This is a genomic window from Streptomyces sp. 4F14, from assembly GCF_048159485.1.
Classification (GTDB): domain Bacteria; phylum Actinomycetota; class Actinomycetes; order Streptomycetales; family Streptomycetaceae; genus Streptomyces.
Map to the genome: position 1 here is coordinate 83,310 of NZ_JBLRVY010000006.1, position 12,766 is coordinate 96,075.

Below are 12,766 nucleotides of genomic sequence, written 5' to 3' on the forward strand. Positions count from 1 at the left end.
GATGTCCTACCGACTCGACGCCGTCGTGGGCGACTTCGACCGCCTGCGGACGGATACCCGCGGCGTGCCGGGCGCCGTGGTCGCCCCGCTCCGGCAGCGGATGGGGTTGCTGCCGCTCTCCCCCGCGCTCGGCGAGGGCCTGCCGGAAACGCTCCGCGAGCTTTCACGAGGCGGGCCCATCGCCCGTCTCCACGCCGATTTCTGGGGCGGCGAGGGGGAACAGACGGCCTCCCTGTGGCGGGCCGGAGCGCGGGAATGGGGACCGGTGCACGCCTCGGATTTCACTGGCCCGCGCGAGGAGTGGCCGATCAACGCGGCGCTCGCCCGGCTCGGCGTGACACCGGCCGGCCCCGGTTCGCCGGACCACCGCGACCTGTTCGTGGAAGTGGGGCTCGGCCAGGGGCGGGACGAGGAGGACTGGTACGAGGCCGCGCTCAAGGCCGCCGGCTCGGCCGACTACGACGCCTGGCACACCCGCGAGCAGGCCGAACGCGCCGCCGAGGAGCGCGCCGCCGCCGAACGGGCCCTCCGGGAACGACTGTCCGGCATCCCGGTGCCACTCGACGGCAAGGAGATCATCGCCCTGCTCGGCCTGCGGCAAGGGCGGGCAGTGGGGGCAGCCATCCGGCACCTCCAGCAACTCCATGTCGACCGGGGCCCGCAGAGCCGTGCGGAGGCCGAGGCCGCGCTGATTCTGTGGGCGGCGGGGGCCACGGACGTGAGTGCCTGACGAAATCAGGATGCCCGACCCACACCCCCTTCCCTACCCTCACCCCATGCCCCACTCCCCCGCCCTCCTCAACGTCATCGATGTCGAAGCCACCTGCTGGGACGGACAGCCGCCGCCCGGCGCCGTGCACGAGATCATCGAGATCGGCCTCACCGTCGTGGACGTGGCGGCACGCCACCGGGTGTCCCGGCACCGTCTCCTGGTCCGGCCCGTCCGCTCGACGGTGAGCCCCTTCTGCACCGACCTCACCGGCCTCACCCAGGCCGAGGTCGCCCGGGGCGTCAGCTTCGCCGAGGCGTGCCGGATCCTCGTCGAGGAGTACGGCGCCGGGGAGCGCCCGTGGGCGAGCTGGGGCGAGTACGACCGCCGGCAGTTCGCCCGGCAGAGCCAGGCCGACGGGGTGGCGTACCCCTTCGGCTATCCCACGGAACGCACCCACACCAACGCGAAGGCCGTCTTCACCACGGCCTACGGCCTGCACAGGAAACCCGGCATGGCCCAGGCCCTCCAACTCGCCGGTCTCCCCCTCACGGGACGCCACCACCGGGGCGAGGACGACGCGTGGAACATCGCCTCACTCGTCCTCGACCTGCTGGACCGGGGAGCGTGGCCGGCCACGCCCGAACCGGACAGCGCATGAGGATCGTCATCACGGGCGCTTTCGGATTCCTGGGCCGCGAGGTCACCGATCCTGCTCCGGGCTCGGACGTTCCGCGGCGCTCCGATCGACCGCCTGGTGCTGACGGACCGGTACGTCCCACCGGGAGCCGGGAAGTCCGCCCCCGTGGAGCTCGTGCGCGGTGAACTCACCCACGGCCTGGGCGAGTTGTTCGCGGAGCCGGTGAACCTCGTCGTACACCTCGCCGCCGCCGTCTCCGCCGAGTGCAAGGCCGACTTCGACCTCGGCATGAGCGCGAACCGCTCGCGGGCCTCCCGGCGATCTGCCCCGTCCGCCCCGACCTGCGCGTGGCCCTCGCGTCGCCGAGCCGCACGGTCGAGGGCATCCTCCGCGTCGCGGAAGCCGAACGCGGCACGGGCAGGGGACGGCTCCTCGGCACTCGGCCTGGAGCCGGACCCGAGCTTCGAGGCGGTGGTGCGGGCGTACATCGCCGGGCATCCCCAGGCGGTGCGGATCCCCCCGCTGAACGGCGGTTCCGCCCACGGCGGGCTCGTTCAGCGGGCCAGCGCCTCCACGAAGAAGTCCAGCGACCGGTCGACCTCCTTCAAACTGGGGGTCCGGTTGAGGTGCCTGTGGAGCATCCCGGCGGCGCGATACGTCCGCACCGGCACACCCGTCTCCTCCAACTGGAGCGCGAGGAGGTCACCGGAGGGCCGCAGGTCGTCGTACTCCGAGAGGAGAACCGCCGTGGCGGGCAGGCCGGTGAGGTCGGCCGCGCCCGGCAGCGCCTCCGCGGGAAGCGCGGTCAGCCGGCCGACGTAGTTGCGGACCATGTACTCGATCGACGCGGTCGTGAAACGCAGGAGCGGCGGCAACTCCCACATGGCAGCGGCCGTTTCGTCGTCCAGAGCCGGGGTCGGGAAGTGGGCGAAGGGATACGCGAGTCCGGGACGGTCCACTCCCCCGGGTCACGGAAGAACTCCGCCAACCGGTTCATGACCTCCGGGTCGGCCCCCGCGTCCTCCCAGGTGACGCCCTCCAGCAGGTGGATCTTCGCGGCGAGGAAGGGATCGAGCGGCATGACGACTCCCAAGTGCGGTACGGGCAGGGTCAGTCGACCCTCTCATGCGCGCGGAACGTGAACCGGTGCTAACGGGCACGGGCGATCAGGACGTCGGTTTCGCGCCGCCATCCGAGCGTGGAGTAGAGCCGTTGCCCCTCCTCGCTGGCGACGAGGAGGCCGGTACGGGCGCCCTGGGCCACGGCGGTCTCCGCCAGCGCGCTCATCACCGCGCGCCCCAGTCCGCGCCGCCGATGCGCGGCGTCCGTCTCGATGCGGTCGGCGATCGCGTCGGTGCCGACGACGGCGATGGTGCCGCGCGCGGCCTCCTCACCCGAGGGCGCGCGGAGAGTGACGACCGTGACCGCCCCCTCCGTACGGATCTCCCGCTCGTACGGCGCGGGGGCCGCGTGCCGTGGATGCCCGGTCAGGTCGGTCGTCATGAGCCACTCGGCCCGCAGCAGCAGTTCCAGTCCCGCGCCGGTGACGGCGGTCTCGACGGCGTCGGCGTGCAGTGTCGGGACCGTGAGCCAGGCGGTCCGCGTCTCGGCGGCGACGGCTTTCGCCAGCCGGGTCACGGACTCGGGGTCGTCGTCCGCGCGCAGGGCGAACACCTCGACCTCACGGCCGGGCTGGCCGCAGACGGACCTCAGCCCGTCCCCCGGGGATCCGGCCAGCTCGGCCTCGGGCAGGGAGCGGGCCAGGGTCCAGCCGTCCAGCCAGCGTCGTATCCACGGTGATGCGGTCTTCGTCATCCGGCGATTAGAGCATGATCGCGATTCCCCGGCCTTCAGAATTCGGTGTGGTGGCGCACCTCGAAGGCACCGAGCCGTGCGCGCGGAAAGGGCCGGGCGGACGGAAGGACACCCCGTGCGGCGCTGTCGGGGATCCCCGCGTCGAGCATCTCCCGGTAGCTCGTGAGGGCCTCGCGGTGCGCCTGCACGATCACCGCCTGAACCGCTCGGTCGGCCTGCGGCAGCAGGAGGCAGCGGTCCGGGCCGAACTCCACGAAGGACAGCCCTCGACGAGTCACGTACTCGTCCCTCGTCAACGCCGTGAAGTGCAGTTCGAAGCCCGCCCGCGCACCGGGTGTCATCCACGAGGCTCGGATCGACTGGACCTGGTTGTCGTCGATCATGATGCCGTCGGCCCCCGTGACCGCGTCGAGGATCGGCTTCAGCACGTTGTCGAGATCGGCCACCAGATGGGTCTGATAGCGCCGGGACTCCTCGATGAGCCATACCAGGGTCACTTCGACATCGTGGGTGAAGACCCCTGTCGTACCGCTCCGGACGGCCGACCCGAGCGCCCCCATGAACGCGGCTTTCCGAGCCGCGCTCGTCTGGAGCGAGACGGGATCCACCGCGCTGTGGATCTCGACCCGCCCCTGATCGCGGAACTCCCGCACCTCGAAGTCGCCCTCAGACACCACCGGACCCCCCGTACGTCTGCCGGCCGAACTCCGCCCCCGCCCGGCCCACTTCGGCGTCGTACTGCCTCGCGTCGAAGTAGAACTCCGGCGGCGGGGAGGGCACGTCTGCGCCGTCCACCGGCACCTCCCAGTCCGACCACCGCACGGTCTCCCCGTACCGCTCGACGACCACGGCCAGAAAACCGCAGCAGCCGCCGGTGCATATCGGTTCCCCCAGTTCCACCCGGTGGGCCTCTTCGGTCGCCCACAGGGAGCCGGGCCTGCCGAAGGGCAGGGCGTGCGCCGCGAGCGGACCCCGTCCGCCCTCGCCGACCCTCTCGTCGATCACGTCCTCCCCGTTGACCCGGATCCGTATCTCGGCAGCCCACCGGGGTCCTGGCGGCAGCACCCTGATCTCCAGTCGATCGAACATCGGACCACCTTAAGGCGCACCGAGACGTCCCCACGCGCCCCGGCTGGCCGCCCCCGTCCCCTCTCCCGCAAAATACTTCCGGCGCCGATGTCGAGAACCGTCACCCCGCTCCGTCCCCGTAGTGAACGCGGCCACGACGGGCCGTGCCAGGCAAGGAGAAGACGATGGCCAAGTACCTGTTGCTGAAGCACTACCGGGGTGCCCCGGACGCGGTCAACAACGTGCCGATGGAGCAGTGGACGCCGGAGGAGATCTCGGCGCACGTGGGATACATGCGGGACTTCGCGGACCGGCTGGTGGAGAGCGGGGAGTACGTGGAGGGGCAGGCGCTCGCGCCGGAGGGGACGTGGGTGCGGTACGACGGTGAGGGGCGCCCGCCGGTGACGGACGGGCCCTTCGCGGAGACGAAGGACCTCATCGCCGGGTGGATGGTGATCGACGTGGACAGTCACGAGCGGGCCGTCGAGCTGGCCGGTGAGCTGTCGGCGGCCCCGGGCGCGGGCGGGAAGCCGATCCACGAATGGCTGGAGCTGCGTCCCTTCCTCCACGCCGCCCCGACGGTCGCGGACTGCCACGCCGGTGGATGAGGCGCTGCTGAGGAGCCTCACGCCGGGTGTCCTGACGGTCCTGGTCCGCCGCGGAGCGGATTTCGCGGCGGCCGAGGACGCCGTGCAGGACGCCCTCGTGGAGGCGGTCCGTGCCTGGCCGGCCGGGCCGCCGAGGGATCCGAAGGGCTGGCTGGTCACCGTGGCGTGGCGGAAGTTCCTCGACCAGACCCGCGCGGACACGGCACGCCGCCGCCGTGAGGACCGCGTCGAGGAGGAACCGGCGCCGGGCCCGGCGCCCGCCGTGGACGACACGCTCCAGCTGTACTTCCTGTGCGCGCACCCCTCGCTCACCCCGTCCTCCGCCGTGGCCCTCACGCTGCGCGCGGTGGGCGGGCTCACGACCCGGCAGATCGCCCAGGCATACCTGGTGCCCGAGGCGACCATGGCGCAGCGGATCAGCCGCGCCAAGCGGACGGTGTCCGGCGTCCGGTTCGATCAGCCGGGGGACGTGGCGACGGTGCTGCGCGTCCTGTACCTGGTGTTCAACGAGGGCTACTCCGGCGACGTCGACCTGGCCGCCGAGGCCGTACGCCTGACCCGGCAGCTCGCGGCGTCGATCGACCACCCCGAGGTGGCGGGCCTGCTCGCCCTGATGCTGCTGCACCACGCGCGGCGTACGGCCCGTACCGCCCCGGACGGCGGTCTGGTGCCGCTGGCCGAGCAGGACCGCTCCCGCTGGGACACCGTCCTGATCGCGGAGGGGGTGCGGATCCTGCAAGCAGCGCTGGCCGAGGACCGGTTGGGCGAGTTCCAGGCGCAGGCGGCCATCGCGGCGCTGCACGCCGACGCCCGCAGCGCCGGGGAGACGGACTGGGTGCAGATCGTGGAGTGGTACGACGAACTCGCGGGCCTCACCGGCAGTCCGGTCGTCCGGCTGAACCGGGCGGTGGCGGTCGGCGAGGCCGACGGTCCCCGTGCGGGTCTGGCCGCCCTCGCGGAGCTGGACACCGCGCTGCCGCGCCACACGGCGGTGGCGGCCTACCTCCACGAACGCGACGGCGACCTGCCGAGAGCGGCCCGCCTCTACGCGGAGGCCGCCCGCCGGGCGACCGACCTCGCGGAGCGCGACCACCTGACCCGGCAGGCGGCTCGTCTCAACACGTGTCTGAACCGACGGTCGCCAGGAGGTGGGTGACCAGGGGGTTGTGGTCGTTCTCGCGCCAGGCGACGGCCACGCGGGTGCGGGCGGTGCCGGGTGAGATCCGGCGGAAGGCGACGCCCTTGAGGCGGATGCGCCGGATGCTCGCCGGGGCCAGGGAGACGCCGAGGCCGGTTTCCACGAGGGCGCACACGGTCTGCCACTCCACCGCGTGCTGGACGACCTGCGGGGTGAACCCTGCCTCGGTGCACAGGCCGATGATCTGGTCGTGCAGGGCCGGGCCGACCGCGCGGGGCAGCAGGACGAAGGGCGAGTCCGCCAGCTGGGCGAGCTGTACGGTCCGTCGGGCGGCCAGGGGGTGGGCGGACGGGAGTACGGCCACGAAGGGTTCGGTGAGGACCGTCCGGAAGCCGAGCCCCGTCTCGTCGGCCGGGGGTTCGCGCAGGAGGCCGATGTCGATGGTCCGGTCGTGCAGGGCGGCCAGCTGGGGAGCGGTGGTCATCTCGTGGATGTCCAGGTGTACGCCGGGGTAGCGGTCCCGGAAGGTGCGCAGCAGACCGGGCAGGACCGTCAGGGCGACGGAGGCGGCGAAGCCGATCCGCAACCGGCCCGCCTGACCGCTGCCGACGGCCCGTGCTGCGGCGAGGCCCTCCGCGAGGTCGGTGAGGGCCCGCCGTGCGGTGGGCAGGAGTTCGGCGCCGGCCGGGGTCAGGGTGATCCGTCCCGGGGTGCGGGTGAACAGCGCGTGGCCGACCTTCTCCTCCAGGCGGCGGATCTGCTGGCTCAGCGGCGGCTGGGCGATGCCCAGGCGGGCGGCCGCGTGGCCGAAGTGGAGTTCCTCGGCGAGCACGACGAAGGCGTGCAGTTGCGGGAGGGGAAGTTCGGGGCGCTCCATACGCCTAGAGATATCAGGTCGTGCCGGTGACCGTATTAGACGTATCGGTGCTGGTCTTCTAGCGTCGGCGCATGACAGAGCGCTACGCGATCCTCGGCGGTTCGGCCTTCGAGGAGCAGATCGGCTACGCCCGTGCCGTCGTCGACGGCGACCGGGTGCATGTGTCCGGGACGACCGGTTTCGACTACGCCACGATGACGATCTCCGAGGACGTGGTGGAGCAGGCGGAGCAGTGCCTGCGCACCATCGGGGCCGCCCTGGCCGAGGCGGGGTGCACCTTCGCGGACGTGGTCCGCGTGCGCTATCTCCTGCCGGACCGCGCGGACTTCGAGCCCTGCTGGCCGGTCCTGCGCCGCTGCTTCGGTGACGTCCGCCCGGCCGCGACGATGCTCGTCTGCGGTCTCGCCGACCCGCGGATGAGGATCGAGATCGAGGCGGAGGCCCGGCGGCGCGTCCCGGGCGGTCGTCCGGAAGCGCCCGTCGAGGCGCGTGGAGGAACTGGTGAACAGGTGGAGCGCGGCCACGGGTTCACGCGTCGCGCAGTACCAGATCCAGCAGTCCCGGGAAGCGTGCCTCGAACTCCTCCCGGCGCAGCCGGTTGACCCGGCGGGGGCCCTCGTCGCGCTGCTCGACCAGGCCCGCGCCGCGCAGGACGGCGAAGTGGTGGCTGAGGGCGGCCTTGCCGACGGGGACGTCGAAGCTGCCGCAACTGCGCGTCCAGACAGGGGAGTCGGCGAGTTCGCGGAGGAGGGTGATGCGGACGGGGTCGGCCACGGCGGACAGGGCCGTGAGGGTGGAGACGTCGTCGGGGTGGGTGTGGACGGGGGCGGCGCGGTGGCTCGCGCCCGGTGTCTGGTCGGGCATGCGCCTCCTGTCGGCGGGGACCCGGCGGGTTGCCGAGTGTTCGATGGATATCTTACAGTCCGAGTGTTCGCTTCTGATTGAACACTCCGCCCGCCGGGCCGAGCCATGCCCGCACCCCCGAAGGACGTGTCCCGCCATGCGCGCAGTCGAGTTCCACGAGTACGGCACCCCCGACGTCCTCAAGGCCGTCGACGTCGAAACCCCCGAACCGGGCCCCGGCCAGGTCACCGTCGACGTCGCCTACGCCGGCGTGAACTTCGCCGACCTCAAGGCCCGCGCCGACGGCTACCGCGTCGAGGCGCTCCCCTGCCGCCCCGGCCTCGAAGTCTCCGGCCGCGTCCGGGCCCTCGGCGAGGGCGTCACCGGCCTCACCCCGGGCCAGGAGGTCACCGCGTTCCTCCCCGGCGGCGGCTACGCCGAGGTCGTCCGCGCCGAGGCCACCGCCACCGTCCCCCTCCCCCGGGGCCTCGACCTGCGCACGGCCGCCGCGCTCCCGACCGTCCTGCCCACCGCCCACGCCCTCCTCCACGAGGTCGGCCGCCTGCGCACCGGCGAGACGGTCCTCGTCCACGGCGCGGCGGGCGGCGTCGGCACGGTCGCAGGACAACTCGCGCGCGCGGCGGGCGCGGGCACCGTGTACGGCGTGGCCTCCACCCCGGCGAAGGCGCGGTACGCGCTGAAGCACGGGTACGACGAGGTCTTCACGCCGGACGACTTCGCGGCCGGCGTGCACCGCGCCACCGGCGGCAAGGGCGTCGACCTGATCCTCGACCCGGTCGGCGGCGAGACCCTGCGCCAAGGGCTCGGCGCCCTCGCGCTGTACGGGCGCCTGGTCTCCTTCGGCAACGCGTCCGGCGCCGCGCCCTGGCAGGCCGGGGTGCCCGAGCTGGGCGCGTGGGGGCGGTCCGTGTCGGCGTTCACCATCCTCGGGCTCGCCCAAACCGCGCCGGACGAGCTGCGCGCGCTCACCGGGCGGGCGTTCGCGAAGGCGGCGGACGGGACGGTGAGCCTGCCGGTGACCGCCGAGTTCCCGCTGGAGGAGGCCGCGGAGGCGCACCGGCTGATGGGCGGGCGGACGTCGACGGGGAAGCTGCTGCTGCGGGTGGCGGGCTGACGGGGTCGTACGGCTGCGTACGGTGCAGGGGCCGGGGTCGGCCCTTGCACCCCGGTGGGTCGCCCCCGGCCCGACGCCCGCGCCCCCCCGAGGCTCAGCCCTTCACGAATCAGCCCCCAGGTTTACCCCGCGAGCCGCGCCGCCGCCTTCAGCAGTGCGTCGATCTCCCCCTCCGTCGTGGCGAACGACGTGACGAGGCGGACCACGCCCGTGCCCCAGCGGTCGTGGTAGAAGACGAAGCCCTCCGCGAGGAGTCCGTCGATGACCTCCTGGGGGAAGCGGACGAAGAGGATGTTCGCGTCGGCCGCGCCGAGGAGTTCGACGCCGGGGATCGCCTTGAGGCCGTCTTCGAGGCGGGCGGCCATCGTGTTGGCGTGGGCCGCGTTGCGCAGCCAGAGGCCGTCGGCGAGGTAGGCGTCCAGCTGGGCGGCCTGGAAGCGCATCTTGGCGGTGAGCTGGCCCGCGCGCTTGCCGCGGAAGGCGAGTTCGGCGGTGAGGGAGCGGTCGAAGACCACGATCGCGTCGGCGGTCATGGTGCCGTTCTTGGTCGCGCCGAAGGACAGCAGGTCGACCCCGGCCTTCCAGGTCAGTTCGGCGGGGGTGCGCCCGAGGGAGGCGACGGCGCCGGCGAACCGGGCGCCGTCCACGTGCAGCCGCAGCCCGGCGTCCTTGGTGATCGTCCCCAGCTCCGCGAGTTCGTCCGGGGTGTAGACCGCGCCGGTCTCGGTGGCCTGGGTGACGCTGACGACGGAGGGTTCGACGCTGTGCACGTCCCCCGTCTTGTGCCGGACGGCGGTGCGCAGTTCGGCGGGGTCGATCTTCGCGTCGGCACCGCCGAGGGGGACGAGTTTGGCGCCCGCCGTGTAGAACTCGGGCGCCCCGCACTCGTCGTTGTTGATGTGGCTCTCGCGGTGGCACAGGACGCTGCCCCAGGGCGGGGTGAGGGTGGCGAGGCTCAGCGCGTTGGCGGCGGTGCCGCTGGAGACGAACAGGACGTCGACGTCGCGCTCGAAGAGGTCGGCGAGCCGGCGCCGTACGGAGGCGGAGTGGTCGTCGGCGCCGTAGGGCAGGGCCGGTCCTGTGGAGGCGCGCAGGACGGCCTCGGCTATCTCGGGGGAGGCGGGGGCGGTGTTGTCGCTGCTGAAGATCACGGGGTTCCTTGGGCAGTGTGGGCGGTGATGAGGTGGCGCAGGGCGGTGTAGTAGACGTCGTGGTCGGTGACGGCGGGGAGGATCTCGGCGAGGTGGCCGGTGAGGGCGGGGAAGTCGGCGGGGTCGAGGGCGGCGAGCGCGCGGCGGGTGGTGGCGCGGGCGGCGGCGGGGTCGCGGTGGTCGACGAAGCCGGCGCTGCCGAGGGTGAGGAGGTACATCGCCCGGTAGGCGGTGATCGCCTCGGCGGGGGTCAGTCCGGCGGCGAGGCTGTCGGCGAGCTGGGGTTCGGTGAGGCGGGCCAGGAGGTTGGGGCCGAGCCAGGGGCGGGTGCCGCGCAGGGCGAGGAGGCCGGGGTGGGCGACGAGGAGCCGGTAGAGGGCGGTGAACCGGGTCTCGGTCGCGCTCGCCCAGTCCCCGTCGGGTTCGGCTTCGGCTTCGGGGAGGCCGGCGGCGAGGTGGTCGAGGCACAGGTCGAGGAGCCCGGCGAGGTCGGTGCAGCGGCGCTGGAGGGAGGCGAGCGAGATGTCGAGGCGGGCGGCGAGGGCCCGGAAGGTGAGCGCCCCGGGGCCGTCCTCGTCGACCAGCCGGAGGGCGGTCTCGGCGATGCGGGCCGGGGTCGCGCGGTCCAGCGCGGGGGAGGTCCGAGGCATACGGGTCATCGTACGGTACGCCGTATCGATGCACCAGGCACACTTCTCCCCACCCCGGGGTGCGGGGCTTCAGCCGTCCGTCGACCGCACGCCGTTCAGGAACAGGTCCAGGTACCGGTCCCGCGTCCCCGCCGCGCTCACGCCCCGCTTGAGCGAGATGTGCGAGCTGAAGTTGGCCAGCGCGGCGGCGAAGGACTCGGCGGCGACCGAGCGGTCGAGCCCCGGCCGCAGCTCGCCGCGCCGCTCGGCGTCGTACAGGACGTCCTCGACGACCGCGAGGGGCTGGTCGACGCAGTCGCGCAGGAAGTCGGCGTACAGCTCGGGGAAGTCGGGGAACTCGAAGGAGCAGCGCAGGACGATGAGCCACTGGGGGCTCTCCAGGGTCTCGGCGATCTTGTCGTAGAGGACCCCGAGGTCCCCTTCGAGGCTGCCGGTGCGGGGCGGGTGGACGCAGCCGGAGAGGCTGCTGAGCGCCGCGAGGACCAGGGCGTCGCGTTCCGGCCAGCGGGAGTAGAGGGTGCGCTTGGCGACCTTGGCGCGGGAGGCTACGGAGTTGGTGCGGAAGCCCGCGACACCGGCTTCGGCGAGTTCGTCGACGGCCGCCTGGAGGATGCGTTCGTCGGCGCCGGGGTCACGGGGGCGGCCCGGTCTCGCGGCGGGCGGTGACGTGGTGGCCATGGGTGCCCCTTCCGGCGGTGCTCGGCTCCAGTCTTGCAGGTGACACATTTCTCGACCGAAACGGTTTCGTATTCAATGTTGTGCGCGATAGCGTGGAGGCCGGGACACCAAGTGAGGGGACGGTGGCCATGATCGGACACCCGACGACCGCACCGCCACGCGCACGCCGCAGCCGGCTCGGCCCCGAGCGCGAGGCCGAACTGTACGACGCCGTCCTCGCCCTGCTGCGCGAGGTCGGGTACGAGGGGCTGACGATGGAGGCGGTCGCCACCCGCACCCGGTGCAGCAAGGCGACGCTCTACCGCCAGTGGGCGGGTAAACCGGAGCTGGTCGCCAAGGCGCTGCGCCACCAGAAGCCGGTGAGCCTCGCGGACATCGACACGGGCTCGCTGCGCGGCGACTTCATGACCTTCGTCGACCAGGTCGACGACCGGCGGATGGCCGAGGACACCGCGCTGATCCGGGGCCTGGCGCACGCGACGCACGCCCACCCCGACCTCCTCGACGCCCTGCGCCGGCTCATCGTCGCCCCCGAACTCAGCGGCCTCCAGACCCTGTTGACCCGGGCGGTGGAGCGCGGGGAGGTCCACCCGGACGCCCCCGCGCTCGCCTACGTCCCCCACCTGATGCTGGGCGCTCTGGTCACCCGGCCGCTGATCGAGGGCAGGACGGCCGACGTGGAGTTCCTGCGCCAGTACGTCGACTCGGCGCTGCTCCCGGCGCTGGGCGTCTGAATCCCCGGACTCAGCCGAGCGCCTTGATCAGCTCCGCCGCCAGCGGCGCCGACGACGCCGGGTTCTGCCCGGTGAGGACATTGCGGTCGGTCACGGTGTACGGCGCCCAGGGCGCCCCGGACTCGACGGTCAGGCCCGCCTCGGTGAGGCGGTCAACCAGCAGCCACTTGGCCTTGTCGGCGAAGCCCCCGATGCGCTCCTCCTCGTTGGTGAAGGCGGCGATCCGGTAGCCGGCGAAGGCGTTGGTGCCGTCGTCCTTCACGGCCGCGAGCAGCGCCGCCGGGCCGTGGCAGACGACGGCGACCGGCATGCCGGAGCCGACCGCGCGGGTGAGCAGCGCCCCGGAGTCGGCGTCGACGGCGAGGTCCTCCATCGGCCCGTGCCCGCCGGGGACGTACACGGCGTCGTAGTCCTCCAGCGTCACGTCGGTGAGGGCGATGGGCTCGCGCAGGCCGGTCGCCTTGTCCAGGGCCGCCTTGATCTCGTCGGAGTCGAGGCTGCCTGCGTCGACGGGGGACACGGCGCCGCCGGGGGTGGCGACGGTGATCTCGTGGCCGGCGGCCTTGAACGCGTCGTAGGGGACCACCGCCTCCTCGGCCCAGAAGCCGGTGGGGTGGGTGCTGCCGTCGGCCAGGGTCCAGTGGTCGGCCGCGGTCATCAGGAACAGGATCTTCGCCATGGTGTGCTCCTCGGCGTGGGGGATGTACCGAAGAGACTAGT

The 12,766-nt window shown here is 72.9% G+C and carries 16 protein-coding genes and 1 pseudogene; 7 read left to right on the top strand and 10 right to left on the bottom strand.

Going from position 1 to position 12,766, the window contains the following annotated elements:
* Position 1 precedes the first annotated feature (1 nt).
* Together ACLZOT_RS11785 and ACLZOT_RS11790 are read left to right on the top strand one after the other, a co-directional pair.
* Positions 2–730: a hypothetical protein gene (locus ACLZOT_RS11785; protein ID WP_416968762.1), complete on the top strand. Its 729-nt coding sequence runs from the start codon at positions 2–4 to the stop codon at positions 728–730.
* A gap of 46 nt (positions 731–776) precedes the next feature.
* On the top strand, positions 777–1,370 hold the full coding sequence (locus ACLZOT_RS11790) for an exonuclease domain-containing protein (RefSeq protein ID WP_416968763.1): 594 nt from the start codon (positions 777–779) through the stop codon (positions 1,368–1,370).
* Positions 1,371–1,903: 533 nt separating this feature from the next.
* Here the strand turns inward: ACLZOT_RS11790 and ACLZOT_RS11795 are convergent.
* The 4 genes from ACLZOT_RS11795 to ACLZOT_RS11810 form a co-directional block, all read right to left on the bottom strand.
* Positions 1,904–2,308 (bottom strand): alpha/beta hydrolase fold domain-containing protein, encoded by a 405-nt coding sequence (locus ACLZOT_RS11795; RefSeq protein ID WP_416968764.1) that lies wholly within the window; start codon positions 2,306–2,308, stop codon positions 1,904–1,906.
* 190 nt (positions 2,309–2,498) lie between these two features.
* Positions 2,499–3,164 carry a GNAT family N-acetyltransferase gene (locus ACLZOT_RS11800; RefSeq protein WP_416968765.1) on the bottom strand — a complete coding sequence of 222 codons (666 nt, stop codon included), beginning with the start codon at positions 3,162–3,164 and terminating at the stop codon, positions 2,499–2,501.
* Positions 3,165–3,199: 35 nt separating this feature from the next.
* A complete protein-coding gene (locus ACLZOT_RS11805) occupies positions 3,200–3,838 on the bottom strand; it encodes a RusA family crossover junction endodeoxyribonuclease (protein ID WP_416968766.1) in 639 nt (212 codons plus the stop codon).
* On the bottom strand, positions 3,831–4,253 hold the full coding sequence (locus ACLZOT_RS11810) for a hypothetical protein (RefSeq protein WP_416968767.1): 423 nt from the start codon (positions 4,251–4,253) through the stop codon (positions 3,831–3,833). The genes ACLZOT_RS11805 and ACLZOT_RS11810 overlap by 8 nt, the downstream gene beginning before the upstream one ends.
* A gap of 164 nt (positions 4,254–4,417) precedes the next feature.
* Between ACLZOT_RS11810 and ACLZOT_RS11815 the strand changes: the two genes are divergently transcribed.
* On the top strand, positions 4,418–4,840 hold the full coding sequence (locus ACLZOT_RS11815) for a YciI family protein (RefSeq protein WP_416968768.1): 423 nt from the start codon (positions 4,418–4,420) through the stop codon (positions 4,838–4,840).
* Positions 4,833–5,996, top strand: coding sequence for an RNA polymerase sigma factor (locus ACLZOT_RS11820; protein WP_416968769.1), 1,164 nt, complete (start codon positions 4,833–4,835; stop codon positions 5,994–5,996). The genes ACLZOT_RS11815 and ACLZOT_RS11820 overlap by 8 nt, the downstream gene beginning before the upstream one ends.
* Here ACLZOT_RS11820 and ACLZOT_RS11825 read toward each other — a convergent pair.
* On the bottom strand, positions 5,956–6,855 hold the full coding sequence (locus ACLZOT_RS11825; RefSeq protein ID WP_416968770.1) for a LysR family transcriptional regulator: 900 nt from the start codon (positions 6,853–6,855) through the stop codon (positions 5,956–5,958). The genes ACLZOT_RS11820 and ACLZOT_RS11825 overlap by 41 nt on opposite strands.
* 71 nt (positions 6,856–6,926) lie before the next feature.
* On the opposite strand from ACLZOT_RS11825, the pseudogene ACLZOT_RS11830 reads away from it, so the two are divergent.
* Positions 6,927–7,304: pseudogene (locus ACLZOT_RS11830) on the top strand (RidA family protein); the annotation flags it as partial.
* 79 nt (positions 7,305–7,383) lie between these two features.
* On the opposite strand, the gene ACLZOT_RS11835 reads toward ACLZOT_RS11830, so the two are convergent.
* Complete coding sequence (locus ACLZOT_RS11835) at positions 7,384–7,719, bottom strand: ArsR/SmtB family transcription factor (protein ID WP_416968771.1); 336 nt, start codon at positions 7,717–7,719, stop codon at positions 7,384–7,386.
* Between the two features lie 136 nt (positions 7,720–7,855).
* Between ACLZOT_RS11835 and ACLZOT_RS11840 the strand changes: the two genes are divergently transcribed.
* A complete protein-coding gene (locus ACLZOT_RS11840; RefSeq protein WP_416968772.1) occupies positions 7,856–8,833 on the top strand; it encodes a quinone oxidoreductase family protein in 978 nt (325 codons plus the stop codon).
* A gap of 122 nt (positions 8,834–8,955) precedes the next feature.
* Here ACLZOT_RS11840 and ACLZOT_RS11845 read toward each other — a convergent pair whose 3' ends face one another.
* From ACLZOT_RS11845 to ACLZOT_RS11855, 3 genes are all read right to left on the bottom strand, one after another.
* Entirely contained in the window at positions 8,956–9,984 is a 1,029-nt protein-coding gene (locus ACLZOT_RS11845) for a threonine aldolase family protein (RefSeq protein WP_416968773.1), read from the bottom strand.
* On the bottom strand, positions 9,981–10,634 hold the full coding sequence (locus tag ACLZOT_RS11850; RefSeq protein WP_416968774.1) for a TetR/AcrR family transcriptional regulator: 654 nt from the start codon (positions 10,632–10,634) through the stop codon (positions 9,981–9,983). Before ACLZOT_RS11850 ends, ACLZOT_RS11845 begins: the two co-directional genes overlap by 4 nt.
* 69 nt (positions 10,635–10,703) lie before the next feature.
* On the bottom strand, positions 10,704–11,312 hold the full coding sequence (locus tag ACLZOT_RS11855) for a TetR/AcrR family transcriptional regulator (RefSeq protein ID WP_416968775.1): 609 nt from the start codon (positions 11,310–11,312) through the stop codon (positions 10,704–10,706).
* A 128-nt stretch (positions 11,313–11,440) separates the two neighbouring features.
* Here ACLZOT_RS11855 and ACLZOT_RS11860 point away from each other — a divergent pair, with 128 nt between their 5' ends.
* On the top strand, positions 11,441–12,046 hold the full coding sequence (locus ACLZOT_RS11860; protein ID WP_416968776.1) for a TetR/AcrR family transcriptional regulator: 606 nt from the start codon (positions 11,441–11,443) through the stop codon (positions 12,044–12,046).
* A 10-nt stretch (positions 12,047–12,056) separates the two neighbouring features.
* On the opposite strand, the gene ACLZOT_RS11865 is transcribed toward ACLZOT_RS11860, so the two are convergent.
* On the bottom strand, positions 12,057–12,725 hold the full coding sequence (locus ACLZOT_RS11865) for a type 1 glutamine amidotransferase domain-containing protein (protein ID WP_416968777.1): 669 nt from the start codon (positions 12,723–12,725) through the stop codon (positions 12,057–12,059).
* Positions 12,726–12,766: the final 41 nt, after the last annotated feature.

What these genes read in the sequence shown, in the direction of transcription:
- ACLZOT_RS11785 (WP_416968762.1), top strand. Translation starts at nt 2, where the DNA reads ATGTCCTACCGACTCGACGCCGTCGTGGGCGACTTCGACCGCCTGCGG.
- ACLZOT_RS11790 (WP_416968763.1), top strand. Translation starts at nt 777, where the DNA reads ATGCCCCACTCCCCCGCCCTCCTCAACGTCATCGATGTCGAAGCCACC.
- ACLZOT_RS11800 (WP_416968765.1), bottom strand. Translation starts at nt 3,164, where the DNA reads ATGACGAAGACCGCATCACCGTGGATACGACGCTGGCTGGACGGCTGG.
- ACLZOT_RS11810 (WP_416968767.1), bottom strand. Translation starts at nt 4,253, where the DNA reads ATGTTCGATCGACTGGAGATCAGGGTGCTGCCGCCAGGACCCCGGTGG.
- ACLZOT_RS11815 (WP_416968768.1), top strand. Translation starts at nt 4,418, where the DNA reads ATGGCCAAGTACCTGTTGCTGAAGCACTACCGGGGTGCCCCGGACGCG.
- ACLZOT_RS11825 (WP_416968770.1), bottom strand. Translation starts at nt 6,855, where the DNA reads ATGGAGCGCCCCGAACTTCCCCTCCCGCAACTGCACGCCTTCGTCGTG.
- ACLZOT_RS11835 (WP_416968771.1), bottom strand. Translation starts at nt 7,719, where the DNA reads ATGCCCGACCAGACACCGGGCGCGAGCCACCGCGCCGCCCCCGTCCAC.
- ACLZOT_RS11840 (WP_416968772.1), top strand. Translation starts at nt 7,856, where the DNA reads ATGCGCGCAGTCGAGTTCCACGAGTACGGCACCCCCGACGTCCTCAAG.
- ACLZOT_RS11850 (WP_416968774.1), bottom strand. Translation starts at nt 10,634, where the DNA reads ATGCCTCGGACCTCCCCCGCGCTGGACCGCGCGACCCCGGCCCGCATC.
- ACLZOT_RS11855 (WP_416968775.1), bottom strand. Translation starts at nt 11,312, where the DNA reads ATGGCCACCACGTCACCGCCCGCCGCGAGACCGGGCCGCCCCCGTGAC.
- ACLZOT_RS11860 (WP_416968776.1), top strand. Translation starts at nt 11,441, where the DNA reads ATGATCGGACACCCGACGACCGCACCGCCACGCGCACGCCGCAGCCGG.
- ACLZOT_RS11865 (WP_416968777.1), bottom strand. Translation starts at nt 12,725, where the DNA reads ATGGCGAAGATCCTGTTCCTGATGACCGCGGCCGACCACTGGACCCTG.